This window comes from Vulcaniibacterium thermophilum (genome assembly GCF_007923255.1).
Classification (GTDB): domain Bacteria; phylum Pseudomonadota; class Gammaproteobacteria; order Xanthomonadales; family Xanthomonadaceae; genus Lysobacter_F; species Lysobacter_F thermophilum.
Genome location: NZ_VOHJ01000039.1, coordinates 1 through 24,557 on the forward strand (window position 1 = coordinate 1; position 24,557 = coordinate 24,557).

Annotated in this window: 21 protein-coding genes; 19 read left to right on the forward strand and 2 right to left on the reverse strand. The window is 71.2% G+C overall.

What is annotated here, in order from left to right:
* Positions 1-202: 202 nt before the first annotated feature.
* The 9 genes from gmk (at position 203) to FQY64_RS12725 (ending at position 10,934) form a co-directional block, all read left to right on the forward strand.
* A complete protein-coding gene (gene gmk / locus FQY64_RS12685; protein WP_146474796.1) occupies positions 203-820 on the forward strand; it encodes a guanylate kinase in 618 nt (205 codons plus the stop codon).
* A 228-nt stretch (positions 821-1,048) separates the two neighbouring features.
* Entirely contained in the window at positions 1,049-1,345 is a 297-nt protein-coding gene (gene rpoZ / locus FQY64_RS12690; protein WP_146474798.1) for a DNA-directed RNA polymerase subunit omega, read from the forward strand.
* 170 nt (positions 1,346-1,515) lie between these two features.
* On the forward strand, positions 1,516-3,696 hold the full coding sequence (locus FQY64_RS12695) for a RelA/SpoT family protein (protein WP_146474801.1): 2,181 nt from the start codon (positions 1,516-1,518) through the stop codon (positions 3,694-3,696).
* A gap of 304 nt (positions 3,697-4,000) precedes the next feature.
* Complete coding sequence (locus FQY64_RS12700) at positions 4,001-4,384, forward strand: RidA family protein (RefSeq protein WP_146474803.1); 384 nt, start codon at positions 4,001-4,003, stop codon at positions 4,382-4,384.
* A 2-nt stretch (positions 4,385-4,386) separates the two neighbouring features.
* Positions 4,387-6,495, forward strand: coding sequence for an ATP-dependent DNA helicase RecG (gene recG / locus FQY64_RS12705; protein ID WP_146474805.1), 2,109 nt, complete (start codon positions 4,387-4,389; stop codon positions 6,493-6,495).
* A gap of 850 nt (positions 6,496-7,345) precedes the next feature.
* Positions 7,346-8,284 carry a nucleoside hydrolase gene (locus FQY64_RS12710; protein ID WP_146474807.1) on the forward strand — a complete coding sequence of 313 codons (939 nt, stop codon included), beginning with the start codon at positions 7,346-7,348 and terminating at the stop codon, positions 8,282-8,284.
* Positions 8,285-8,354: 70 nt separating this feature from the next.
* Positions 8,355-8,597 carry a type B 50S ribosomal protein L31 gene (locus tag FQY64_RS12715; protein WP_146474809.1) on the forward strand — a complete coding sequence of 81 codons (243 nt, stop codon included), beginning with the start codon at positions 8,355-8,357 and terminating at the stop codon, positions 8,595-8,597.
* 435 nt (positions 8,598-9,032) lie between these two features.
* On the forward strand, positions 9,033-10,340 hold the full coding sequence (locus FQY64_RS12720; RefSeq protein WP_146474811.1) for a citrate synthase: 1,308 nt from the start codon (positions 9,033-9,035) through the stop codon (positions 10,338-10,340).
* Between the two features lie 3 nt (positions 10,341-10,343).
* The gene (locus FQY64_RS12725; protein ID WP_146474813.1) at positions 10,344-10,934 is read left to right on the forward strand and encodes a hypothetical protein; all 591 of its coding nucleotides are present in this window, start codon (positions 10,344-10,346) and stop codon (positions 10,932-10,934) included.
* A gap of 168 nt (positions 10,935-11,102) precedes the next feature.
* Here the strand turns inward: FQY64_RS12725 and FQY64_RS12730 are convergent, their stop codons facing one another.
* Both FQY64_RS12730 and FQY64_RS12735 read right to left on the reverse strand, forming a co-directional pair.
* Positions 11,103-11,765 carry a hypothetical protein gene (locus FQY64_RS12730; RefSeq protein WP_146474815.1) on the reverse strand — a complete coding sequence of 221 codons (663 nt, stop codon included), beginning with the start codon at positions 11,763-11,765 and terminating at the stop codon, positions 11,103-11,105.
* A gap of 113 nt (positions 11,766-11,878) precedes the next feature.
* Positions 11,879-14,347: a penicillin-binding protein 1A gene (locus tag FQY64_RS12735; RefSeq protein WP_146474817.1), complete on the reverse strand. Its 2,469-nt coding sequence runs from the start codon at positions 14,345-14,347 to the stop codon at positions 11,879-11,881.
* 212 nt (positions 14,348-14,559) lie between these two features.
* Here FQY64_RS12735 and FQY64_RS12740 point away from each other — a divergent pair, with 212 nt between their 5' ends.
* From FQY64_RS12740 to FQY64_RS12785, 10 genes are all read left to right on the forward strand, one after another.
* Positions 14,560-15,624: a pilus assembly protein PilM gene (locus FQY64_RS12740; RefSeq protein WP_146474819.1), complete on the forward strand. Its 1,065-nt coding sequence runs from the start codon at positions 14,560-14,562 to the stop codon at positions 15,622-15,624.
* Complete coding sequence (locus tag FQY64_RS12745) at positions 15,624-16,373, forward strand: PilN domain-containing protein (RefSeq protein WP_146474821.1); 750 nt, start codon at positions 15,624-15,626, stop codon at positions 16,371-16,373. Before FQY64_RS12740 ends, FQY64_RS12745 begins: the two co-directional genes overlap by 1 nt.
* Positions 16,370-17,029, forward strand: coding sequence for a type IV pilus inner membrane component PilO (locus FQY64_RS12750; protein ID WP_146474823.1), 660 nt, complete (start codon positions 16,370-16,372; stop codon positions 17,027-17,029). The genes FQY64_RS12745 and FQY64_RS12750 overlap by 4 nt, the downstream gene beginning before the upstream one ends.
* The gene (locus FQY64_RS12755) at positions 17,026-17,562 is read left to right on the forward strand and encodes a pilus assembly protein PilP (protein WP_146474825.1); all 537 of its coding nucleotides are present in this window, start codon (positions 17,026-17,028) and stop codon (positions 17,560-17,562) included. The genes FQY64_RS12750 and FQY64_RS12755 overlap by 4 nt, the downstream gene beginning before the upstream one ends.
* Before the next feature lie 14 nt (positions 17,563-17,576).
* A complete protein-coding gene (locus tag FQY64_RS12760; protein WP_146474827.1) occupies positions 17,577-19,508 on the forward strand; it encodes a type IV pilus secretin PilQ in 1,932 nt (643 codons plus the stop codon).
* A gap of 140 nt (positions 19,509-19,648) precedes the next feature.
* Positions 19,649-20,641: an AAA family ATPase gene (locus FQY64_RS12765; RefSeq protein ID WP_146474829.1), complete on the forward strand. Its 993-nt coding sequence runs from the start codon at positions 19,649-19,651 to the stop codon at positions 20,639-20,641.
* 115 nt (positions 20,642-20,756) lie between these two features.
* Positions 20,757-21,686, forward strand: coding sequence for a DUF58 domain-containing protein (locus FQY64_RS12770; RefSeq protein WP_229814878.1), 930 nt, complete (start codon positions 20,757-20,759; stop codon positions 21,684-21,686).
* The gene (locus FQY64_RS12775) at positions 21,683-22,135 is read left to right on the forward strand and encodes a DUF4381 family protein (RefSeq protein WP_146474833.1); all 453 of its coding nucleotides are present in this window, start codon (positions 21,683-21,685) and stop codon (positions 22,133-22,135) included. The genes FQY64_RS12770 and FQY64_RS12775 overlap by 4 nt, the downstream gene beginning before the upstream one ends.
* Entirely contained in the window at positions 22,132-23,145 is a 1,014-nt protein-coding gene (locus tag FQY64_RS12780; RefSeq protein WP_146474835.1) for a vWA domain-containing protein, read from the forward strand. The genes FQY64_RS12775 and FQY64_RS12780 overlap by 4 nt, the downstream gene beginning before the upstream one ends.
* Positions 23,133-24,557: VWA domain-containing protein (locus FQY64_RS12785; RefSeq protein WP_146474837.1), on the forward strand; the 1,425-nt coding region annotated here is incomplete at its 3' end. The genes FQY64_RS12780 and FQY64_RS12785, both read left to right, overlap by 13 nt.

The following is a 24,557-nucleotide window of genomic DNA, read 5'->3' on the forward strand; positions in this document are numbered from 1 at the left end:
ACTCCCGACTCCCGACTCCCGACTCCCGACTCCCGACTCCCGACTCCCGACTCCCGACTCCCGACTCCCGACTCCCGACTCCCGACTCCCGATTCCCGATTCCCGATTCCCGATTCCCGATTCCCGATTCCCGATTCCCGATTCCCGACTCCCGATTCCCGATTCCCGATTCCCGATTCCCGATTCCCCAACCCGGCCCCCCATGCGCGGAACTCTCTACATCGTCGCGGCACCCTCCGGCGCCGGTAAATCCAGCATCGTCAACGCGGTGCTCGCGCGCGATCCGAACATCGCGCTGTCGATCTCGTTCACCTCGCGCGCGCCGCGGCCGGGCGAGCGCCATGCGGAGCACTACCACTTCGTCAGCGAGGACGAGTTCCAGCGCATGATCGACGCCGGCGAGTTCTTCGAGTACGCCCGCGTGCACGGCGATTGGAAAGGCACCGCGCGGCAGTCGGTCGAGCCGCAGCTCGCCAGCGGCCGCGACGTGCTGCTGGAGATCGACTGGCAGGGCGCGCGCCAGGTGCGCGCCAAGGTGCCCGACGCGGTCAGCGTGTTCATCCTGCCGCCCTCGCGGCAGGCGCTGGAGGCGCGCATGCGCAACCGCGGCCAGGACAGCGAGGACGTGATCCAGCGCCGGCTCGCCGCCGCGCGCGAGGAGATGTCGCACTACACCGAGTTCGACTACGTGATCGTCAACGAGCACTTCGAAACGGCGGTGGACGAGATGTGCGCGATCTTCGTCGCCAGCCGCCTGCGCCGCGAGGCGCAGGTCGCGCGCCACGCGCGGCTGATCACCGCTCTGCTGGCCGACGACTGACGCCACCGCGTTCTGCAGGAGCGGCTCCTGCCGCGACCGTGGTCCGCCCGGGCAATCCGGATCGCGGCTAAGGCCGCCCCACGGGGGCGCAAGCCTGCACATCCGCAGCGCTAACGCGCTGATTCTCAAGGCCTCCCGCGGTGCCGGCTTGTCCGCCGCCCCCGCCCCCCGTACACTGCGCGACCCCCAACCATCCGTCAGCCGGCCGCAACGGCCGCCGGGAGAGCCATGGCCCGCATCACCGTAGAAGACTGCCTGGAAGTGGTCGACAACCGCTTCGAACTGGTCATGATGGCCGCCAAGCGCGCCCGTCAGCTCGCCAACGGCGTCGAACCGCGCCTGGACACCGAGGCCCACGACAAGCCGACCGTGCTGGCGCTGCGCGAGATCGCCGCGCGCCGCATCGACGCCACCTACATCGACGAGGTCGAGAAGGCCGAGCGCGAACGCAAGGAGCGCGAGGCGCTGGAATGGGCGGCCGCCGAGGTGGTCGCCGACGACGACCTGTCCAAGGGCGACGACTGAGCCGTACACCGCGTCCCGGATTCGAAGCCCCGCTCCGGCGGGGCTTCGCGTTTCATGGGGCACGCACGCCGCGCGTTCGCCGCGCGCGCGTTCCTGAACGTGCCGAATGCCCGCCAACCGCGGGCCGTCCCCGCATTGCGCGGGTGCGGGCCGGCACGTAGATTCGGACCATGACGCCCGCCCGGCCCGCGCTGGATCACGCCGCCGTCGCCGAACCCCTCGGCGACGTGCCCGATTACGTGCGCCAGTTGCTGAAGGAGGCGTCCTACCTGCCCGACGACCAGCGCATGCGGCTCAGGCGCGCCTGGGAGGTCGGCGCGCAGGCCCATGCCGGCCAGACGCGCAAGTCCGGCGAGCCGTACATCACCCATCCGGTCGCGGTCGCCAAAGTGCTGGCCGAGCAGGGGCTCGATGCCGAGACGCTGATCGCCGCGATCCTGCACGACACGCTGGAGGACACGCCGCTCGGCCGCGAGGCGATCGCGCGCGAGTTCGGCGAGACCGTCGCCGAGCTGGTCGACGGCGTCACCAAACTGGACAAGCTCCACTTCCGCGACCGCCAGGAAGCCGCCGCCGAGAGCTTCCGCAAGATGATGCTGGCGATGTCGCGCGACCTGCGCGTCATCCTGATCAAGCTCGCCGATCGCCTGCACAACATGCGCACGCTCGGCGCGCAGAGCGCCGAGGCGCGCAAGCGGATCGCCCGCGAGACGCTCGAGATCTACGCGCCGATCGCGCAGCGGCTGGGCATGAACCTGTTCAAGGCCGAGCTGCAGGATCTGGGCTTCCGCGCCCTGTATCCGTACCGCCATGCGGTGATCGCCAAGCGCATCCGCACCCAGCCGGTGGTACGCCGGCAGGCGATGGTGCAGATCGAGGCGGCGCTGGCCCAGCGGCTCGCCAAGGAGAAGGTGCAGCACCGCCTGGTCAGCCGGGTCAAGTCGCCCTGGAGCGTGTACTCGAAGATGCGCGCCGAGCAGAAGAGCTTCGGCCAGGTGATGGACGTGTTCGGCTTCCGCATCGTGGTGCGCACCGTGGCCGACTGCTACCACGCGCTCGGCGTCGTGCATGCCACCTACAAGCCGCTCGACGCGCGCTTCCGGGATTTCATCGCCATTCCCAAGGCCAACGGTTACCAGTCGCTGCACACGGTGCTGTTCGGACCGTACGGCTCGCCGGTGGAGGTGCAGATCCGCACCGAGGAGATGGACCTGATCGCCGAGCGCGGCATCGCGGCGCACTGGTCCTACAAGAGCGGAGGCGGCGATGCGCCCACCAGTGCGCAGACGCGCGCGCAGGGCTGGATCGCGGGGCTGATCGAATCGCAGCGCTCGGCCAGCTCCTCGCTGGAGTTCCTCGAGAACGTCAAGGTCGATCTGTTCCCGGACGAGGTCTACCTGTTCACGCCGAAGGGCGACATCCTCGCGCTGCCGCGCAACGCCACCGCGCTCGACTTCGCCTATGCGGTGCACACCGACGTCGGCAACCACGCAGTGGCCGCGCGCGTGGACGGCAAGCTGGCGCCGCTGCGCACCAAGCTGGCGAGCGGCCAGCGGGTGGAGATCATCACCGCCAAGTCGGCGGCGCCTAAGCCGCAGTGGCTCGAGTTCGTGGTGACCGGCAAGGCGCGCACCGCGATCCGTCAGCAACTCAAGCAGATGGAACACGAGGATGCGGTGCAGATCGGGCACCGCATGCTCGATCGCGCGCTGGAGGCGCTCGGCAGTTCGCTCGACCGCGTGCCCGCGCAGCGCGTGGACGCCTTCCTCGGCGAGCACCGTTACCCGAGGCTGGAGGAACTGCTGGCCGACATCGCGCTGGGCAACCGGATGCCGGCGCAGGTCGCGCAGGCGCTGGCGCGCGTGGAGAGCGAAGCCGCGCGCCCGCCCAAGCAGCGGCTCACCGTGTCCGAGGACAAGATCCTGATCACCGGCGCCGAGCGCGGTGTCATCAGCTTCGCCAACTGCTGCATGCCGGTGCCCGGCGACGAGATCATGGGCTACCACACCACCGGCAAGGGCATCGTCGTGCATCGCCTGGATTGCGCCAACGTCGCCGACTACCGCAAGTCGCCCGACCGCTGGGTGGCGATCGGCTGGGACCGCCGCGTCAAGGGCGATTTCGCCGCCGCGCTGCGGATCGAGGTCGACAACCGTCCGGGCGCACTGGCCCAGGTCGCCGCCGCGATCGCCGAGGCCGAGTCGAACATCGACCGCGTCGAATACCTCGAGCGCGACGCCAACGTCGCGGTGCTCAAGTTCTCGATCGAAGTCGGCGATCGCCGCCATCTCGCCGACGTCATTCGCCGCGTGCGCCGGCTCAACGTCGTGCTCGGCATCCAGCGCATTTGAGCGGCTGCAGCCCGATTTCAGGCGAATGCCAGGACAAGCCCTCTCCCGCTTGCGGGGGTGAGTAGGCGCGAAGAGCCTTCGTCGCACATGCGGCGGGACAAGTCCCGCCCTACGCAAGGCCTGATCCGGAGGTCGGGCTGAGCCGAAGGCGAAGCCCGACGTGGGGCCCCGCAACGCGAGCCAGGAAGCGCGCTTTGCAAGCCGCAGGCTCGCGGCGAATTCCGAATCCCTTCCGCGGCCCGGTCCGAGCCTCAGCCTGATGCGCCCCCGCTAGAATCGCCGGCATCCCGCCACGGAGCGAAGCATGACCCGCGACATCATCCAGACCGACCACGCGCCGGCCGCGATCGGCCCCTACTCGCAGGCCGTGCGCGTGGGCGACACCGTGTACCTGTCCGGCCAGATCCCGCTCGATCCGGCCACCGGCCTTCTGATCGAAGGCGACATCGCCGCGCAGGCGCGCCGCGCGTTCGACAACCTGCGCGCGGTGTGCGAGGCCGCCGGCGGCTCGCTCGACCGCATCGTGCGCCTGGGCCTCTATCTCACCAACCTCGATCATTTCGCGGCGGTCAATGCGGTGATGGCCGACTACTTCCGCGCCCCGTATCCGGCGCGCTCCACCGTCCAGGTGTCGGCCCTGCCGCGCAACGCGCAGTTCGAGGTCGACGCGGTGATGGTGCTCGACTGACGATGCCGCGCACGGCCCGGCCCGCGCCGGTGCTGGCCGCGGTCGGCGAGACGCCGCTGACCGCGCTGCCTGGCTGCGGGCCGAAGCTGGCCGAGAAGCTCGCCGCGCGCGGGCTGTACACGCTGCAGGACCTCTGGCTGCTGCTGCCGCGCGGCTACGAGGACCGCACCCGCCTGACGCCGATCCGCGAGGTGCAGCCGGGCCAGCCGGTGCAGGTCGAGGGCCGCGTCGAGGCGGTCGAGCGCGGCTTCCGCTACCGGCCGCTGCTGCGGGTGGCGATCGCCGACGACTCGCGCGCCACGCTGCTGCTGCGCTTCTTCCATTTCCGCGCCGCGCAGGTCGCGCAGTTCCAGGTCGGCCGCCGCGTGCGGTGCTTCGGCACCGCGCGCATGGGCGCGCAGGGGCTGGAGATCGTGCATCCCAGCTACCGTGTGCTCGACGACGAGGCCGACCCCGCGTTGAGCGACCGCCTCGATCCGGTGTATCCGGCGTTCGAGGGCGTCGGCGCGGCGGTGCTGAAGCGGCTGATCGCGCTCGCGCTCGACCGCCTGCCCGCCGACGATTCGCTGGAACTGCTGCCCGAGGCGCTGCGCGCGCCGCTGGCGTTGCCTTCGTTGCGCGAAGCGCTGCTCACCGTGCACCGCCCGGCGCAGGACGACGACGTGCGCGCGCTGCAGGCGGGCACCCATCCGGCGCAGAAGCGGCTGGCGCTGGAGGAGCTGCTGGCGCATCACCTCAGCCTGCGTCGCCAGCGGCTTGCGCAGCAGGCGCACCGCGCGCCCGCATTGCGCGAGGCGGCGCTGGCCACGGCGCTCGAGCGCGCGCTGCCGTTCGCGCTGACGGGCGCACAGCGGCGCGTGTTCGACGAGATCCGCGCCGACCTCGCCCAGCCGCGGCCGATGCTGCGGCTGGTGCAGGGCGATGTCGGCAGCGGCAAGACCGTGGTCGCCGCGCTGGCGGCGATGCTCGCGGTCGCTGCCGGCAAGCAGGCCGCGCTGATGGCGCCCACCGAGCTGCTCGCCGAGCAGCACCTCTACAACCTGCGCGGCTGGCTGGAGCCGCTCGGCGTGCAGGTGGCGTGGCTGGCCGGCAAGGTCACCGGCCGCGCGCGCCGCGAGGCGCTGCAGGCGGTGGCCGAGGGCGCGGCGCAGGTGGTGGTCGGCACCCATGCGCTGATGCAGGAAGGCGTGGTGTTCCGCGACCTCGCGCTCGCCATCGTCGACGAGCAGCACCGCTTCGGCGTGCACCAGCGGCTGGCGCTGCGCGACAAGGGCGCGGCGGGCGATGCCGTGCCGCATCAGTTGGTGATGACCGCGACGCCCATCCCGCGCACGCTGGCGATGGCGGCCTACGCCGACCTCGACGTCTCCGCGATCGACGAACTGCCGCCCGGACGCACCCCGGTGCAGACCGTGGCGCTCAGCGCCGAGCGTCGCCCGGAGCTGATCGAACGCATCCGCAACGCCTGCGCCGAAGGCCGCCAGGCGTATTGGGTGTGCACGCTGATCGACGACTCCGACGAGGTGGTGGCGCAGGCCGCGCAGAGCACGTTCGAGGACCTGTCGCGGCGCCTGCCGGAGCTGCGCATCGGCCTCGTGCACGGGCGCATGAAGGCCGGCGAGAAGCAGGCCGCCATGCGCGCGTTCAAGGACGGCGCGATCGACCTGCTGGTGGCGACCACGGTGATCGAGGTGGGCGTCGACGTGCCCAACGCCTCGCTGATGATCATCGAGAACGCCGAACGTCTCGGCCTCGCCCAGTTGCACCAGTTGCGCGGCCGGGTGGGGCGGGGCAGCGCGGTGTCCACCTGCGTGCTGCTCTACCAGCCGCCGCTGTCGGCGCTGGCGAAGGAACGCCTGGAAACCATGCGCCAGACCCACGACGGCTTCCTGATCGCCGAGAAGGACCTCGCCCTGCGCGGCCCCGGCGAGCTGCTGGGCACGCGCCAGACCGGACTGGCGAACTTCCGCGTCGCCGACCTCGCCCGCGACGCCGCGATGCTGCCGCAGGTGCAGCGCGTCGGCGAGCAACTGCTCGCGCAGGCGCCCGACATCGCCGAACGCATCGTCGCGCGCTGGGTGGGCGGTGCGGTGCGCTACGCCGGGGCGTGAGGGCTTCTTCTTGCCGCGGGTTGGCGCCCACTCCTCCCCCTGCGCGCAGGGGGAGGTTGGGAGGGGGTTGCCGCGGAGCCCGACCACGCCGGCGCCCACTCGACCCCTCCCCAACCCTCCCCTGCCTTCGCAGGGGAGGGGGCAAGCAAACGCTGCTACGGCGCAGCATTGTCGCGCAGCCTGCCGAACGCCCGCACCGCATTCACTCCTCCCCCTGCTTGCAGGGGGAGGCTGGGAGGGGGTTGTCGCGGAACCCGATCACGCTGGCGCCCACTCGACCCCTCCCCAACCCTCCCCTGCCTTCGCAGGGGAGGGGGCAAGCAAACGCTGCTACTGCACAGCATTGCCGGGAGCAGCGTGCCGAACGCCGCGTTGCCTGCCGAACGCCCGCGCCGCTTGGCGCGGGCGGGGCCGCCCACCTCCTCCCCCTGCTTGCAGGGGGTGAGGCAGGCTTGCTTGCGCGGCACCGCCGCGCAGCCTGCCGAACGCCCGCGCCGCTGGCGCGGGCCGGGAGGCTGGGAGGGGGTTGTCGCGGAACCCGATCACGCCGGCTCCCACCTGACCCCTCCCCAACCCTCCCCTGCCTTCGCAGGGGAGGGGGCAAGCAAACGCTGTACTGCACAGCATTGCCGCGTGCAGCGTGCCGAACGCCCGCGCCGCATCACACCTCCCCCTGCGTGCAGGGGGAGGCTGGGAGGGGGTTGTCGCGGGCCCCGATCACGCCGGCTCCCACCTGACCCCTCCCCAACCCTCCCCTGCCTTCGCAGGGGAGGGGGCCCTCGCGACGATGCCGCGTACATTCGAGCCAAACCGTGGCTGACAACCCGCCACCCACCCGCATAATGCCGCGATGACCGACGACCGCATTCCGCTGCTGATCGACACCGACCCCGGCGTGGACGACGCGCTGGCCCTGCTGATGGCGTTCGACGATCCGCGCCATCGCGTGGTCGGCCTCACCATCGCCGCCGGCAACGTCGGCCTCGACCACACCGTGCGCAACGCGCTCAAGCTGTGCGAGGTGTGCGGCGTCGACGCACCGGTGTTCGCCGGCTGCGACGCGCCGCTGCTGCATCCGGCGCGCGATGCCGCCTACGTGCACGGGCGCGACGGCTTCGGCGACTGCGGCTATGTCGCGCCATCGCGCGCAGCCGAAGCCGAACACGCCGCGCTGGCGATCCTGCGTCTGTCCCACGAACACGCCGGGCGCCTGCTGCTGGTCGCGCTCGGCCCGCTCACCAATCTCGCGCTCGCGCTCAAGCTCGATCCGACCCTGCCCGAGCGCGTTGCGCGGCTGGTGGTGATGGGCGGCGCGGTCACCGCGCACGGCAACATCACCCCGGCGGCGGAGTTCAACGTCGCCTTCGATCCGGAAGCCGCGCACCTGGTGTTCCAGGCGTTTCCGCGTTTCGAACTGGTCGACTGGGAAGCGGTGCTGGCGCACGGCTTTCCGCATGTCGAGTTCGAACGCTGGCTCACCGTCGATTCGCCGCGCGCAAGCTTCTACGACGCGATTTCGCGCCAGACCCGCGCCTGGGCGATCGACCGCCGCGGCGACCGCTGGCATTCGGCCGACGCGCTGGCGATGGCGCACGCGCTGGAGCCGGAGGGCGCGCTGGAGTTGGCGGAGCGCCCGCTCGCGGTCGAGCTGGCCGGCGTCCACACCCGCGGAGCGACGATCGTCGACTGGCGGCGCGAGGGCGGCGGCCGCGACAACGCCCGCATCCTGATGCGCTACGACCAGGCCCGCTTCGAGCGCCGGGTTCAGGCCGCGCTGGCCGCCCGCTGAGCCTGGACTTGCGGCCACCCCGCGTCGGCGGCTAGACTACCGCGCTTCCTCTGCAGCATCTGGCGCCACCATGAAAGCCGGCATCCATCCCGATTACCGCGAGGTCGTGTTCCAGGACGTGACCACCGATTTCGCGTTCCTGACCCGCTCCACGCTCAACAGCAAGGAGTCGATCAAGTGGACGGACGGCAAGGAGTATCCGCTGATCAAGGTGGAAATCTCCTCGGCCTCGCATCCGTTCTATACCGGTCAGCACAAGATCGTCGACACCACCGGTCGCGTCGACAAGTTCCGCAAGCGCTACGCGAAGTGACGCCGCGCGGGCGGTCGCGCCCGCGCCGGAACGCCGGCCCCGCGATGCGGGGCACCGCCCGCCCGAGCCCGCCCTGCGGGCTCGTCGCGTTTCTGCGCCGCCGTCCCCGACTCCTGCAGGAGCGACTTCAGCCGCGACCCACCGGGCGCCACGCCCGTTCGCTGCCGCCCACGAGCCCGCCCGCGCGCTCGCCATGTGCGCCTTGCTGTTCCACATCCCTGCAGGAGCGCTTCGGCCGCGACCGCCCGATGCGACTCCGGTTCGCGACCGAAGCCGTTTCCACGCCCGAAGACGACGCGTCCGCGCGCGCCCTCGCACCAAAGGCCTAGAGCCTCCGTCCGCCGGGGTATGTGATAATTGCGGGCTCGCGGTTCGATCGCGACCCCATCCCCACGCGCCTGCGGTAGCCGCGCGCGCAGATCCGAGGAGTGCTCCGTGTCTTCCGACAACGCCCAGTCCCGCCTCGAACAGGCCGTCCTCACCGCCGGCGACAGGAACATCGCGCTGCCGGTCCGCCATCCGACGCTCGGCGCGCCGTGCATCGACATCGGCAAGCTGCCGGCGGCCACCGGCTGCTTCACCTACGACCCGGGCTTCACCGCGACCGCGAGCTGCAAGTCGGCGATCACCTACATCGACGGCGATGCCGGCGTGCTGCTGTACCGCGGCTACCCGATCGAGCAACTGGCCGAGCAGTCGAGCTTCCTCGAAGTCGCCTACCTGCTGATGCACGGCGAGCTGCCGAACCGCGACCAGTTCGCGAAGTTCGAGCACGAGGTGACGCATCACACGATGATGCACGAGGCGTTCCGCACGTTCCTGTACGGCTTCCGTCACGACGCGCATCCGATGGCGATGCTGGTGGGCATGCTCGGCTCGATGGCGAGCTTCTATCACAACGAGCTCGATCTCGACGATCCGGAGCAGCGCCGCCTGGCCGCGATCCGCCTGATCGCCAAGGTGCCGACCATCGCCGCCGCGTGCTACCGCTACTCGATCGGCTGGCCGATCCGCTATCCGAAGAATTCGCTCGAATACACCACGCGCTTCCTGCACATGATGAAGGAAGTGCCGGCCGAGCCGCTGGAGCTCAATCCGGTGGCGGCCAAGGCGCTCGATCTGCTGTTCATCCTGCACGCCGACCACGAGCAGAACGCCTCGACCTCGACCGTGCGTCTGGTCGGTTCCACCGGCGCCAACCCGTACGCGTGCGTCGCCGCCGGCGTGGCCGCGCTGTGGGGCCCGGCGCACGGCGGCGCCAACGAGGCGGTGCTGAAGATGCTGGCCGAGATCGGCCGTCCGGAGAACGTGCAGAAGGCGGTCGACAAGGCCAAGGACAAGGAGTCCGGCTTCCGCCTGATGGGTTTCGGCCACCGCGTCTACAAGAACTTCGATCCGCGCGCGAAGATCATCCGCGCGATGTGCCACAAGGTGCTCGAAGAGCTCGGCATCAACGATCCGCTGCTGGAAGTGGCGATGCGACTCGAAGAGGCGGCGCTGAAGGACGAGTACTTCGTGCAGCGCAAGCTGTATCCGAACGTCGATTTCTACAGCGGCATCATCTACAAGGCGCTCGGCATCCCGGTGGAGATGTTCACGGTGATGTTCGCGATCGCGCGCACCGCCGGCTGGGTCAGCCACTGGCTGGAGCAGCAGGAGGATCCGGAGAACAAGATCGGCCGTCCGCGCCAGATCTACACCGGCTCGCCGCAGCGCGACTACGTGGCGCCCGATCGCCGCTGAGCGATGGCGCGCTCGCTCGAAGCCGTCGCCACGAAGCCGCGGGTCCACCGCGGCTTCGTCGTATTCAAGTGGCTGGTGTACGCGATCCTCGCGGTCGACGTCGTGCTGTACGCGCGCTTCGGACGTGCGACGGAGCTGCTGGACACCGCCGCGTGGTTCGTGCTGCTGCTGCTGTTCGAGTGGGAGACCGGCGGCTGGCGGCTGGAGTCGCGCTGGCGTGCGCTGCTGCACGGCGCGCGCGGCCTGGCGTGCGTGGCGATCGCCGCCGCGGTCGCCGGCTACGCGTTCGAAGGCGAGTGGCTCGATTTCGCCAACGAGTCGGTGTGGCTCGGCGTGATCGCGCTGCTCGAACTGGAAGTGCGGCTGCCGCCGTCCGCCGTGCGCCTGCATCGCCTGCGGCGCGGGCTCGCCGGTGTGCTGTACCTGGCGCTGGTCGGCTTCCTGCTGACGTGGAGCGCGATGGCGCTGCACGAGGCTGACGCGTCCGCCGCGCTGCTGGATGCGTGGGACGCGCTGTGGTGGCTGGTCGCGTTCCTGGTGATCGAACTCAACGTGTTCGGCTTCGCCGCGCAACCGCGCAAGCGGCTGGCGTGAGACGCCGATGGCGCCCACCGGGTGGGCAAAGCAAGAACCTGCATCGCCAAGCCGTTGGCTTCGCCGCGAACCGAGCAGAACCGATCTTCGGATCCGCGTTCATCCGCGCGGATCCGCTGACAGGCGGGCGCCGCAGAGGTCGCGCACGCCGGTTCCGGGCGAGCGCGATCAGCCGCCCGACGCCTCGAAATCGGCGATTTCCTGATCGGCCAGCAACTGGCGGAGCTGCGCCGCGCTCGCGCGCCGCATCGGCCGGTCGTCGATCGGCGACAGCGGCGCCTGCCGCAGCACGTCGCGCGGCAGTACGGTGAGGTCGAAACTCAGGTCCTCGGCGCTGAACAGCCAGACCGGCGCATCGTGGCTGCGTTCCCGATCGAGCCGCACGCGGCGGCTGCGCGGCTGCGCGGGAATGCGATGTTCCTCGAGGAAGCGCGGGACCGCTTCCGGATCGTCGCTGTAGAGATGCAGCAGCACCGCGCTGTGCGCATCGGCGGTGCCTTCGAGCACCGGCCCGACCAGGCGCGGATCGAAGCGCGCGAAGAAGTCGAGCGCGCGCAGCGCCGCCTCGCGCCGCAGACGCAGCGACTCGGCGTTGCCGCGCTGGAACAGGCGCTGGTACTCGCGCAGGGCATCCTCGATCTCGCGGTTGCGCGGAAGCGAGGCGTCGTCATGGATGCCGAGCCGCTCGGCGGCCTTGAGCTTGGCCTGGTGGTAGTCGCGGATGCCGCCTTCGGCCATCAGGCGCGCCGCCTCGTGGGCCAGTCGCTGGCGGCGCTCGCGGGTGCGCGTCTGCGCGTGCTGCTGGGCGTGCTGTCGGGCCTGTCGGTGCATGGCGACCTCCGCGGCGGGCACGACGCGGCGGCGTCCGCCGCGGCCGGCGGGAACCGGCAACGGGGACGCTAGCACGTTTGCGGTGACCGGCGCGCCTGCCGCGGGTGGCGCGTTCAGAAGATGTCGAACGATTCCTCGGACGGCATGTTCTCGACGTCGCCGTAATCGAAGTAGCTCTGGCTGCGCTCCAGGTCCTCGACCTTGACCCATTCGACGACGCCGCCGGCATCGCCGGGAATCAGCGCGCCGCCCGCACCGACGGTGACCTGCACCATGCCCGCCGGCGGTTCGTTCTGCGCGATCGGCCGATCCTTCAACGCCACGCGCATGAAGTCGATCCAGATCGGCAGCGCGGCCTTGCCGCCGTACTCGCGGTAGCCGAGCGACTTGTGGTCGTCGCGGCCGACCCACACGGTGGTGACGAACGGGCCGCCGAAGCCGGAGAACCAGGCATCGCGGTGGTCGTTGGTCGAACCGGTCTTGCCGCCGACGTCCTCGCGGCCGAGCGCCTTCGCCGGCGTGCCGGTGCCGCGCTTCACCACGTCGCGCAGCATCGACACCATCTGGTAGGCGATGCGCTCGTCGATCGCGCGCGGCGCGAGCTCGAGGCCCTCCGGCGGTTTGGCGGGCGCGGCCGGCTCGGATGCGGGCGTCGGCGGCGGGGGAGCGGCGGTCGACGGCGCCGGGCCCAGATCGAAACCGTCCACCACCGTGGTGGCCGCGGTCTGCCCGGACTGCACCACGCAGGCGCGGCACGCCACCCGCGGCTTCTCCTTGTAGATCACCGCGCCCTTGCGGTCCTTGACGGTGTCGATCACCCACGGCTCGACGCGGAAGCCGCCGTTGGCGAACACCGCATAGCCGCGCGCGATCGACAGCGGCGTGAGCGACGGCGTGCCGAGCGAGATCGACAGGTTCGGCGGCAGTTCGGCCTCCTCGAAGCCGAACTGGCTGATGTACTTGCGGGCGAAATCGACGCCGATGGCGTCGAGCAGCCGCACCGACACCAGGTTGCGCGACTGCACCATCGCCTCGCGCAGCCGCATCGGCCCGGCGAAGTTGCCGGTGTCGTTCTGCGGGCGCCAGGTGCGGCCGCGGCGGTCGCGGAACACCACCGGCGCATCCAGCACGATCGAGGCCGGGTTGTAGCCGCGTTCGAACGCCGCCGCGTACACGAACGGCTTGAAGCTGGAACCCGGCTGCAGGCGCGCCTGGGTGACGCGATTGAACTTGTTGGCGGCGAAGCTGTAGCCGCCGGTCAGCGCCACGATCGCGCCGGTGTTGGCATCCAGCGAGACCAGCGCCGCCTGCGCCCGCGGCACCTGGTCGAGCGCATAGCGCGCTTCGCCCGTCGCTTTGCCGTCGCTCGCCTGCCGGCGCACGCGCACCAGATCGCCGCGCTTGACCAGGCTGCCCGGACTGCGCCCGTTCCAGCCCTGGCCCGCGCCGAGCGCGATCACCTGCGCGTCGGCGAGCACCACCCGCACGCCGTCGCCGGACTTGTCGATGACGATCGCCGGCAGCAGCTCGCCTTGCGCCGGAATGCCGCGCAGACGCCGCGCGATCGCATCGGGCGTCTCGTCGGCGGCCAGCTCGAAGGTGCGTTCCACGCCGTGCCAGCCGTGACGGCGGTCGTACGCGGTCAGTCCATCGCGCACCGCCTTGTCGGCGGCCGCCTGCATGGCCGGGTCGATCGTGGTCACCACGTGATAGCCCTTGGTCAGGGCCTCGGCGCCGAACCGCGCGATCATCTCCTGCCGCACCATCTCCGCCACGTACGGTGCGTAGACCTGCACCGGCCGCTCGTGCGGCGCGGCGTGCATCGGCGCGCGCTGCGCCGCCGCGGCCTCGGCCGGCGTGATGAAGCGCAGCTCCGCCATGCGCTGCAGGATGTAGTCGCGGCGGATCTTGGCGCGCACGGGATTGCTGATCGGATTGCCGCTGGAGGGGAACTTCGGAATGCCGGCGAGCGATGCCATCTCGTCCAGCGTGAGCTGGTCGAGCGTCTTGCCGTAGTAGAACTCCGCCGCCGCCGCCACGCCGTAGGCGCGGTTGCCGAAGAACGACTTGTTGAGATACAGCTCGAAGATCTCGTCCTTGCTCAGCTCCTTCTCCATCCGCATCGCCAGCAGCATCTCCGCCAGCTTGCGCTTGATGCTGTACTCGGAACTGAGGAAGAACTGCCGCGCGACCTGCTGGGTGATGGTCGATCCGCCCGGGACGCGGCGGTCGTCGGTGGTCAGCAGCAGCCACACCGCGCGCGCCACGCCCTTGTAGTCCACGCCGCCGTGCTCGTAGAAGCGGGCGTCCTCGATCGCGATGAAGGCCTGCTTGAGGCGCTTCGGCACCTGTTCGATCTTGACCGGATAACGCCGCGTTTCGCCGAACAGCGCCATCAGCTTGCCGTCGCGCGAGTAGACGTACATCGGCTCCTGCATCTCGACATGGCGCAGCGCTTCCACGTCGGCGGGCAGGTCGGACGCCACCATCACGTAGAGCACACCCACGGCGATGGCGCCGAGCACCACCAGGCCCGCCGTGGCCAGCAGGGCCCAGCGCAGCAGACGACGAAGACGGGACATTCGCGAAGAAATCCGATTGCGGGGGTCGCAGGCACAGAGTATAGAGGAGCCTGGGGATGCGGCCCGGACGGCACCAGGTGCCGAAGCCGGTCAAAAAGTGGCGCAGTTGGACGAACCTTCAACAAACAGTTGCCAGCACGCCGAAACTCCGATATTTAGAAGGTGGGGCCGCAAGAAGCACGCGTAAGTGCTTGTGGCAAGGGGAGAATACCGTGGGGCTCATCACAAAAAGCCAGCCGCCGCTGGTCGGGGTGGATATCAGCTCGACCGCGGTCAAGCTCCTGCAGCTTTCGAGAGCCGGGAACCGTTACCGGGTCGAACACTACGCCGTCGAACCGTTGCCGCCGAACGCGGTGGTCGAGAAGAACATCGTCGAGGTCGACGCCGTCGGTGAGGCCATCAAGCGCGCCGTCGCCCGCTCCGGCCTGCGCACCAAGTACGCTGCGGCGGCGGTCGCCGGATCGTCGGTCATCACCAAGGTGATTCCGATGAACGCCGATCTCGACGAGGAAGACCTCGAGACCGAGATCCAGCTCGAAGCCGCCAACTACGTGCCGTACCCGATCGAGGAAGTCAGCCTCGACTTCGAGGTGCTCGGGCCGATGCCGGGCAACCCGGAGATGGTGCAGGTGCTGCTCGCCGCCTCGCGCTCGGAGAACGTCGAGGTCCGCGCTTCCGCACTGGAGCTCGGCGGACTGACGCCCAAGGTGATGGACGTGGAGGGCTTCGCGATCGAGAACGCGTTCGCGCTGGTCGCCGAAACGCTCAACGTGCCGCGCGACAGCAACGTCGCCCTGGTCGACTCGGGCGCGACCATGACCACGCTCAATGTGATCCGCAACGGGCGCACCATCTACAGCCGCGAGCAGGTGTTCGGCGGCAAGCAGCTCACCGACGAGGTGATGCGCCGCTACGGCCTGAGCTACGAGCAGGCGGGCCTGGCCAAGCGCCAGGGCGGCCTGCCGGAGAATTATCAGAGCGAGGTGCTCGAGCCGTTCAAGGAAGCGATGGTGCAGCAGATCAGCCGCCTGCTGCAGTTCTTCTACGCCGGAACCGAGTACAACCGGGTCGACCAGATCGTGCTGGCCGGCGGCGGTGCCGCCATCCAGGGCATTGCGCCGATGATCGAGGAACAGCTCGGCGTGCCGACCACGATCGCCAATCCGCTGGCGCAGATGACGCTCAGCGACCGTGTCCGCAGCCAGGCGCACGCGCTGGCGCAGGACGCGCCGGCCCTGATGATCGCCTGCGGTCTGGCGTTGAGGAGCTTCGACTGATGGCACGCATCAACCTCCTGCCGTGGCGCGAGGAGCGCCGCAAACAGCGCCAGAAGGAATTCGCGTTCATGCTCGGCGCCTCCGCCGTGGGCGCCGTGCTGCTGACGCTGCTGATCTGGAACTTCTACGGTCGCCAGATCGACGGCCAGAACGAGCGCAACCAGTTCCTCGAGGCCGAGATCGCCAAGGTCGAGAAGCAGATCGCCGAGATCAAGGAACTCGACGAGAAGAAGTCGAAGCTGCTCGCGCGCAAGGAGATCATCGAGAAGCTGCAGGCGAACCGCTCGCAGATGGTGCACCTGTTCGACTCGCTGGTGCGCACGATTCCGGACGGCGTGGTGCTGACCTCGATCAAGCAGGACGAGGACACGCTGACGCTCGAAGGGCGCTCGCAGTCGAACGCGCGCGTGTCGACCTACCTGCGCAACCTCGAAAGCTCCGGCTGGATGACCAAGCCCGACCTGCAGATCATCGAGGCGACGGTGGCCGGCAAGGACGAGCCCAAGGGCATCGAGAAGGGCCTGCCGTACGTGTTCCGGCTGCAGGTCAAACTGGCCAATCCGAACAACCCGGACCAGGACGGCGACGGCGAGCCCGATGCGCCGGCGGCGCAGTCGACGGCCGAAGGCGGCGCGCCCGCCGACGCTCCGGCGGCCGCGAACGCGCCGGCCGCCGCGCCCGCCAGCGGCGCCCAGCCCGCCCCGGCGAATCCGCCGGCCGCGCCGGCCACCTCGGGGAGCGGCTCATGAGCAAGAAGACCTCCTACAAGAACCTCGACTTCAACAACATCGGCGCGTGGCCGCAGAACGCGAAGATCGTGTTCTGCCTGGTGGTCGCGCTGGTGATCCTGTTCCTCGGCTGGTGGCTGCTGATCCGCGACCGCCAGGACCAGTTGGCCTCGCTCGAAAGCAAGGAAGCCGACCTGCGCACCACGTTCGAGCAGAAGCAGGGCCAGGCCGCCAACCTCGAGCCGCTCAAGCAGCAGCTCGCGCAGATGGAACAGCAGTTGCAGCAGATGCTGCGCCAGTTGCCGAGCAAGACCGAGATGCCCGACCTGATCGTCGACATCTCGCAGACCGCGCTCGCCACCGGCATCACCAGCGAGCTGTTCCAGCCGCTGCCTGAAGTGCCGAAGGAGTTCTACGCCGAGAAGCCGATCGCGCTGCGCATGGTGGGCACGTACCACCAGTTCGGGGCGTTCGTGAGCGGCGTGGCTTCGCTGCCGCGCGTGGTGATCATGACCATGCACGACATCCAGTTGAAGCCGCGCACCAACGCCAACGGCAGCATCATCGCCAACGCGCCGCTCGAGCTCGCCGGCACGGTGAAGACGTACCGCTACCTCGACGAGGAAGAGATCGAGAAGATCGAGGAAGCGAAGGCTGGGGAGGAGAAGAAGAAATGACCTCGCGCGACGTCTTCCTCCGTACCGCGGCGCTCGCCGCCTGCGCCGTGGCGCTCACGGGTTGCGCGCGCGGCGTGACCAGCACGCCGGGCGATGCGCCCAACCTCGAGAAGTGGGTGGCCGAGGTCAAGGCCAAGCCGCCGCCGCCGCTGGATCCGCTGCCGGTGATGCAGCAGTTCGAGACGTTCGAATACAACGCGCAGCACCTGCGCGACCCGTTCAGCACGGCGTTCGCCGACGACGGCGGCAGCGGCCCGCGGCCGGATTCCAACCGGCGCAAGCAGCCGCTGGAGGCGTACCCGCTCGATACGCTGGACATGGTCGGCACGCTCGGACGCGGCAAGGCGCTGGTGGCGCTGGTGATGGCGCCGGACAAGGTCACGTACCGCGTGCGGCCGGGTGACTACATGGGCCAGTCCGACGGGCGCGTGACCGCGGTGTACGAGGACCGCATCGAGCTCGTGGAACTGGTGCCGGATGGCGCGGGAGGTTGGCTGGAGCGTCCGGCCACCGTGGCGCTGGATGATCAATGACTGGGGGAGCAGCAATGACCGTTTTCTACGCCAAACAGCCGCAACCGCCGCGTCGCAAGGCCGCGGTGCAGGCGATCGGCCTGGCCGTCGGACTGCTCGCCGGTCTGGGTGCGGTGAACGCCGCCGCGCCGTCGGTGGCCCCGGCCGCGCTGGCCGGCCCGGCCGCCGATCCCGCAAGGCAGGTGGCGGGCGCGCTCGCGGTGGACACCATCGACTTCAAGCGCGGCGAGTCCGGCGCCGGACGCCTGATCCTGCGCTTCTCCGGTGACGGCGCGATGCCCGATCTGAAGACGCAGGGCGCGCAGGTGCTGATCAACGTCGCCAACGCGCAACTGCCGGCGAACCTGCAGCGGCCGATCAACGTCGCCGACTTCGCCACGCCGGTCGAGCGCATCGAGGCGCGGCCGGCGGGGCAGGGGACGCAGCTCGTGCTCGCCACGCGCGGCGGCTACCAGTCGATGGCGTATCAGACCGGCCGGGAGTACGTGGTCGAGATCGCGCCGCGCGCGGCCGCCGCCGCGGCGACCGCGGTCGCCGGTGCCGCCGCCGCGGCCAACGCGCCGGCGGCCGGGTCGGCGCCGCGCTACACCGGACGGCCGGTGACGTTCAACTTCCAGGACGTGCCAGTGCGCACCGTCCTGCAACTGATCGCCGAGGAGTCCAACCTCAACATCGTGGCCTCCGACACGGTGCAGGGCAACGTCACCCTGCGCCTGATCAACGTGCCGTGGGACCAGGCGCTGGACATCGTGCTGCAGGCCAAGGGGCTGGACAAGCGCCGCAGCGGCAGCGTGGTGTGGGTGGCGCCGCAGTCGGAGATCGCGAAGTTCGAGCAGGACAAGGAAGACGCGCGCATCGCGCTGGACAACCGCGTCGACCTGGTCACCGAGTACATCCAGATCAACTACCACAACGCCGCGCAGATCTATAAGGCGCTGACCGAGGCCAAGGGCATCGGCGGCTCGGGCGGCTCCGGTGGCGGCAACAGCCAGAACGAAAGCGGCTTCCTGTCGGGACGCGGGCGCCTGGTCGCGGACGAGCGCACCAACACGCTGATGATCAGCGACATCCCGAAGAAGGTCGAGGCGATGAAGGAGCTGATCCGCGTCATCGACCGGCCGGTGGATCAGGTGCTGATCGAGGCGCGGGTGGTGATCGCGTCCGAGACCTTCGCCCGCGAGATCGGCGCCAAGTTCGGCATCAACGGCGCGACCGGCAAGCCGGGCGACCGCAGCTCGCTGGGCTTCGGTTCCACCACCGACATCTCCGGCGCCAACGCCAGCGCGCGCGCCGCCGCCGTGCAGGCCGGACGCAGCACGTACACCGCGACCCGCGGCCTCAACGTCGATCTGCCCGCCGGCCTGAACGACGCCGCCGGTTCGCTGGCGCTGTCGATCCTCAACGCCGGCTACATGCTCGATCTGGAGCTGTCGGCGTTGCAGGAGGAAGGCCGCGGCGAGGTGATCTCCAACCCGCGCATCGTCACCAGCAACCAGCGCGAGGCGGTGATCCGGCAGGGCCAGGAGGTCGGCTACGTCACGATCACCCCGTCGCAGGGCGGCGGCTCGATTCCGATCCCGAACGTGCAGTTCAAGGACGTGCTGCTCGAGCTGAAGGTCACCCCGACCATCACCAGCGACGGCCGCGTGTTCCTCAACATGGCGGTGAAGAAGGACGAGGTGATCGACTTCGTGGACACCTCGATCGGCGACGTGCCGTTGATCAACAAGCGCGAGGTCAACACGGCGGTGCTGGTCGAGGACGGGCAGACCGTGGTCGTCGGCGGCGTGTACGAGTTCCGCGACCGCAGCGACCTGAGCAAGGTGCCGTTCCTGGGCGACATCCCCTTCCTCGGCAACTTCTTCAAGAAGCGCGGCCGCAGCAAGGAGAAGGCGGAGCTGCTGATCTTCGTGACGCCGAAGGTGATGCGCGTGGCGCAGCGGTAAGCTGTCGGCGGATCGCGCGAACGGGGGCCTGCGGGCCCCCGTTCGCGTTTCCGCCCCCAGGATGAACGGCACGTGCGCGATGGCCCCGTCCCCACGCAGGCTTGGCCACAATGCGGGCGGTTCCCGCACCAAGGCCGCGAATGGACACTCCCGACAACGAGCCCCGGCGGCTGCACGAGGCGTTCGGCGCGCTGCGCGAGGCGCTTTCGGCCGAGATCGTCGGCCAGGCGGCGCTGATCGACCGCCTGCTGATCGCGCTGCTGGCCGATGGCCATCTGCTGGTGGAAGGCGCGCCCGGACTGGCGAAGACCAGCGCGATCCGCGCGCTCGCGGCGCGGCTGGAAGCCGACTTCGCCCGCGTGCAGTTCACCCCCGACCTGCTGCCGGCCGACCTCACCGGTACCGAGGTGTGGCGGCCCAACGAAGGCCGCTTCGAGTTCCAGCCGGGGCCGATCTTCCATCCGATCCTGCTCGCCGACGAGATCAACCGCGCCCCGGCCAAGGTGCAGTCGGCGCTGCTGGAGGCGATGGGCGAGCGCCAGGTGACGGTGGGACGCGCGACCTACCCGCTGCCGCCGCTGTTCCTGGTGATGGCGACCCAGAATCCGATCGAGCAGGAGGGCACGTTTCCGCTGCCCGAGGCGCAACTGGACCGCTTCCTGATGCATGTGCGGATCGGTTATCCGGGCGCGGACACCGAGCGCGAGATCCTGCGGCTGGCGCGCGAGCGCGCGCGCAGCGTGCTGCGCCACGAGGCGGAGACGCCCGCCCGGCTGCCGCTGCGGGACGTGTTCGCCGCGCGCGAGGCGGTGCTGGGAATGCATCTGGCGCCGGCGGTCGAACGCTATCTGGTCGAGCTGGTGCTGGCCTCGCGCGAGCCGGCGCGCTACGACGCCGCGCTGGCGCGTCGCATCGCCTGGGGCGCCAGCCCGCGCGGCACGATCGCGCTGGAGCGCTGCGCGCGGGCGCATGCCTGGCTGCGCGGACGCGACTACGTCACGCCGGACGACGTGCGCGCGGTCGCGCCCGACGTGCTGCGCCATCGCATCCTGCCGAGCTTCGAGGCGACCGCCGAAGGCTGGGATGGCGACCGGCTGGTCCAGGACGTTCTCGCGCTGGTGCCGCTGCCATGAGCACCGCGCGCCGCCGCGCCGTCGCGCGCATCGCACCGGCACTGCGCGGGTGGGCGCGCCGCGGGGCGGCGTGTCGCTGTGTGATCCCGTCCCTCGTGTGGATTCGCGTCGATCCGTGACGTCGCCGCTGCGCCCGTCGCATGCCGAGCCGCGCGCCGAAGGCGTGCTGCCGACGCTCGCCGAGCTGATCGCGCTGCGTGCGGCGGTGGGGCCGCGCCAGGCGGCGCCGCGCGGACGGCACGGGCCGGCGGGGCCGTCGCTGTCGCCGCTGCGCGGGCGCGGGATGGAATACGCCGAGTCGCGCGAGTACGTCCCCGGCGACGACGCGCGCCATGTCGACTGGCGCGTCACCGCGCGCAGCGGACGCCTGCACACCAAGCTGTTCCAGGCCGAGCGCGAACGCCTGACGCTGCTGGTGGCCGACACTTCGCCCGCGCTGTATTTCGGTACGCGGGTGCGGTTCAAGTCGGTGCAGGCGGCGCGCGCGGGCGCGGTGGCGGCCTGGCGGGCCGTGCGCGACGGCGACCGCATCGGCGCGCTGCGTGCCAGCCGGCGCGAACCGCCGGTGCCGCCGGCGTCGGGCGGCCGTGGCGCGCTGCGCGTGCTGGACGCGCTGGTCAGGTGGTACCGCGCTCCGCAGGACGACGACGCCGGGCTCGACGTCGCGCTCGAACACGCGGTGCGCCTGATCCGCCCCGGCGCGCGCGTGGTGGTGCTGGCCGATCCGCACGCGGCCGCGGCGGTCGGCGACGCGCGCTGGACCGCGCTGGCGCAGCACCACGAAGCGATCGCGCTGCTGCTGGCCGACCCGCTGGAGGCCGCGCCGCCGAAGGCGGTGCTCTCGTTCGCGGATGGGGAGGGGCATCGCCTGGCGCTGGATCTCGCCGGCGCGGCCATGCGGCAGCGCTGGCAGGCGGCGTTCGCGACGCCCGCGAACGAGTGCCTGCAGCGGCTGCCGCGGCTGGGCGTGCGCGCGCGGCTGCTGTCGACCGATGCGCCGAGCGAATCCTGGCTCGGCATGCTGGGCACGGGGGTGCGGCGGTGATCGCCCTGGTGCTGCGCGACATCCATCAGCCGCCCGCACCGCCGTGGTGGCCGCCGGCGCCGGGGTGGTGGGTCGTGGCCGCGCTGCTGCTCGCGGTCGCGCTCGCCGCGTTCCTCTGGCGTCGCCGCCGGCTGCGCCGGCGCGCGCGGTGGCTGCGCCTGGTCGACGATTCGCTCGCGAGCGCCGCGACGCCCGCCGAGCGCATCGCGCGCCTGTCCGAACTGCTGCGCCGCGCGGCGCGACGGCGCGATCCGCGCGCCGACCGCCTGGTCGGCGAGGCGTGGCTGAGGTTCCTCGACCAAGGCGCCCGCACGCCGCTGTTCGCAGGCGAGCTGGGCGAGCTGCTGCGCGAGGGCGCGTTCCGGCCCGAAGCCGATGCCGCCCAGGTGGCGCGGCTGGAAGCGGCCGTGCGGACGCGTTTGCTCGACTGGATGGAGCGGCGGCGATGATCGACGCGCTCGCGCGGCTGCCCGCCATCGACGGCTTCGCTTGGCCCTGGCTGCTGCTGGCCTGGCCGCTGCCCTGGCTGGTGCGCGCGATCCTGCGCCCCGTCGCGCCGGGCGGAAGCGCGCTGCGCGTGCCGTTCTACGCCCGCCTGCAGGGCCTCGCGCAGGGGCGCGCGTTCGCGCGCGCCGGCGGCGGCGCGGGCGTGCTGGCGTGGATCGCGTGGACGCTGCTGTGCATCGCCGCGGCGCGACCGCAGGCGCTGGGCGAGCCGCTGCAACCGCCGCAGCGCGGTCGCGACCTGATGCTCGCGCTCGATCTGTCCGGCAGCATGAGCGAGCAGGACATGACGCTGGGCGGACGCATCGTCGATCGCCTCACCGCCGCCAAGGCCGTGCTCGCCGACTTCCTCGACCGTCGCGCGGGCGATCGCGTCGGACTGATCGTGTTCGGCCGCCGCGCCTACGTGATGGCGCCGCTGACGCTCGACCGCGCCAGCGTGCGCGAGCAACTGATGGACGCCGCCGCGGGTCTGGCCGGCCAGGAAACCGCGATCGGCGATGCGATCGCGCTGGCGGTGAAGCGTCTGCGCGACCAGCCGCCGGGGCAGCGCGTGGTGATCCTGCTCACCGACGGCGTCAACACCGCCGGCCAGCTCGCGCCCGAGAAGGCGGCGCAGCTCGCGCGCGACGAAGGCGTGCGCGTGCACACGGTCGCCTTCGGCGGTGCCGGCACGCTGACGGTGTTCGGCATCCCGCTGCCGAATCCGGGCGGCGCCGACATCGACGAGAGCACGTTGCGCGCGGTCGCCCTCGGCACCGGCGGCCAGTTCTTCCGCGCGCGCGATGCCGAGGAACTCGCGCGCATCTACGTCACGCTCGACCGCATCGAGCCGGTCGCCCGGCCGGGCGAGGCGGTGCGGCCGCGCATCGAACGCTATCCCTGGCCGCTGGCGGCGTCGATGCTGCTGGCGTTGCTGGCGCTGGCGAACGGAGGCCGCCGATGGACGCGCTGAGCGGGCTGCATTTCCTCCGTCCGCAATGGCTGTGGGCGCTGCTGGCGCTGCCGCTGCTGTGGGCGCTGTGGCGGCGCGGACAGGCGCGCGAGGACGTCTGGCGGGCCACGGTGGACGCGCACCTGCTGCCGCATCTGCTGGAGGCGCGCGCGCGCCGCCGCGCCGCGGTCGGGTTCGTGCCGCTGGCGCTGGCGGCGGTGCTGGCGGTGCTCGCGCTCGCAGGTCCGAGCTGGCGCACGGTGGAACAGCCGGTGTGGCAGCACCGCGCGCCGCTGGTGGTGGCGCTCGACCTGTCCGGCGCGATCCTGGCGACGGACCTTCCGCCATCGCGCCTGGCGCAGGCGCGCGCCAAGCTGCGCACGCTGCTCGAACGCCGCCGCGACGGACAGATCGCGCTGGTGGCGTATGCGGGCGATGCGTTCACGGTGACGCCGCTGACGGAGGATCCGGCCAACGTCGCGCTCTACCTCGACGCGCTGCATCCGGACATCATGCCGGTCGAGGGGCAGCGCGCCGACCGCGCGATCGCGTGGTCGCGGCGGTTGCTCGAACGCGCCGGCTTCCGCGAGGGCGACATCCTGCTGCTGACCGATCGCGCCGATCATGATGCCGAGCGCGCGGCGGGCGAGGCGGCGGGCGCGGGCTTCCGCGTGTCCGTGCTCGGTCTGGGCACCGACGCTGGCGCGAACTACCGGCGGCGCGACGGCGCGATCGTGCCGGCACGGCTCGATCCGGCCTCGCTGCGGCGTGTGGCGCAGGCCGGCGGCGGCCGGTTCGCCGCGCTTGCCGCCGATGCCGGCGATCTCGAACGGCTCGGCGCACTCGATGCGCCGGCGCGGGACGGCGTCGCCCGCGGTCGCACCACCCGCGTTCCGCAGGACGGCGGCTTCTGGCTGCTGCCGCCGTTGATGCTGCTGGCGCTGCTGGCCTTCCGCCGTCGCGCCGGCGTGCTGCTGCTGGCCTGCGTGGGCGCGCTGGGGTGGCCGCAGCCGGCCATGGCGCAGGACGGCTGGTGGCGCCGCGCCGACCAGATCGCGCACGCGCGCATCGAGGCGGGCAACCGCGCCTACCGCTCGGGCGACTACGCGCAGGCCGCGCGCCTGTACGCCGATGCCGACACCGCGGACGGGCACTACAACCGCGGCAACGCGCTGGCGAAAGCGGGGCGCTACCGCGAGGCGATCGCCGCCTACGACGCCGCGCTCGCGCGCCGGCCGGGCATGGCGGACGCGCTCGCCAACCGGCGCGCGGTCGAGGCGTTGCTGAAGCGGCAGCCGCCCGGTCCCAGGCAGGACGAGCGCGGCCGGCCTGCGCGCGCGCCCACGCCGAGCAGCGGCGAACGCGGCGATGCGGCGGAGTCCGAGCGCGCGCAGGCGCGCGCCGAGCGCGGTCGCGGCACGCCGCGCGATCCC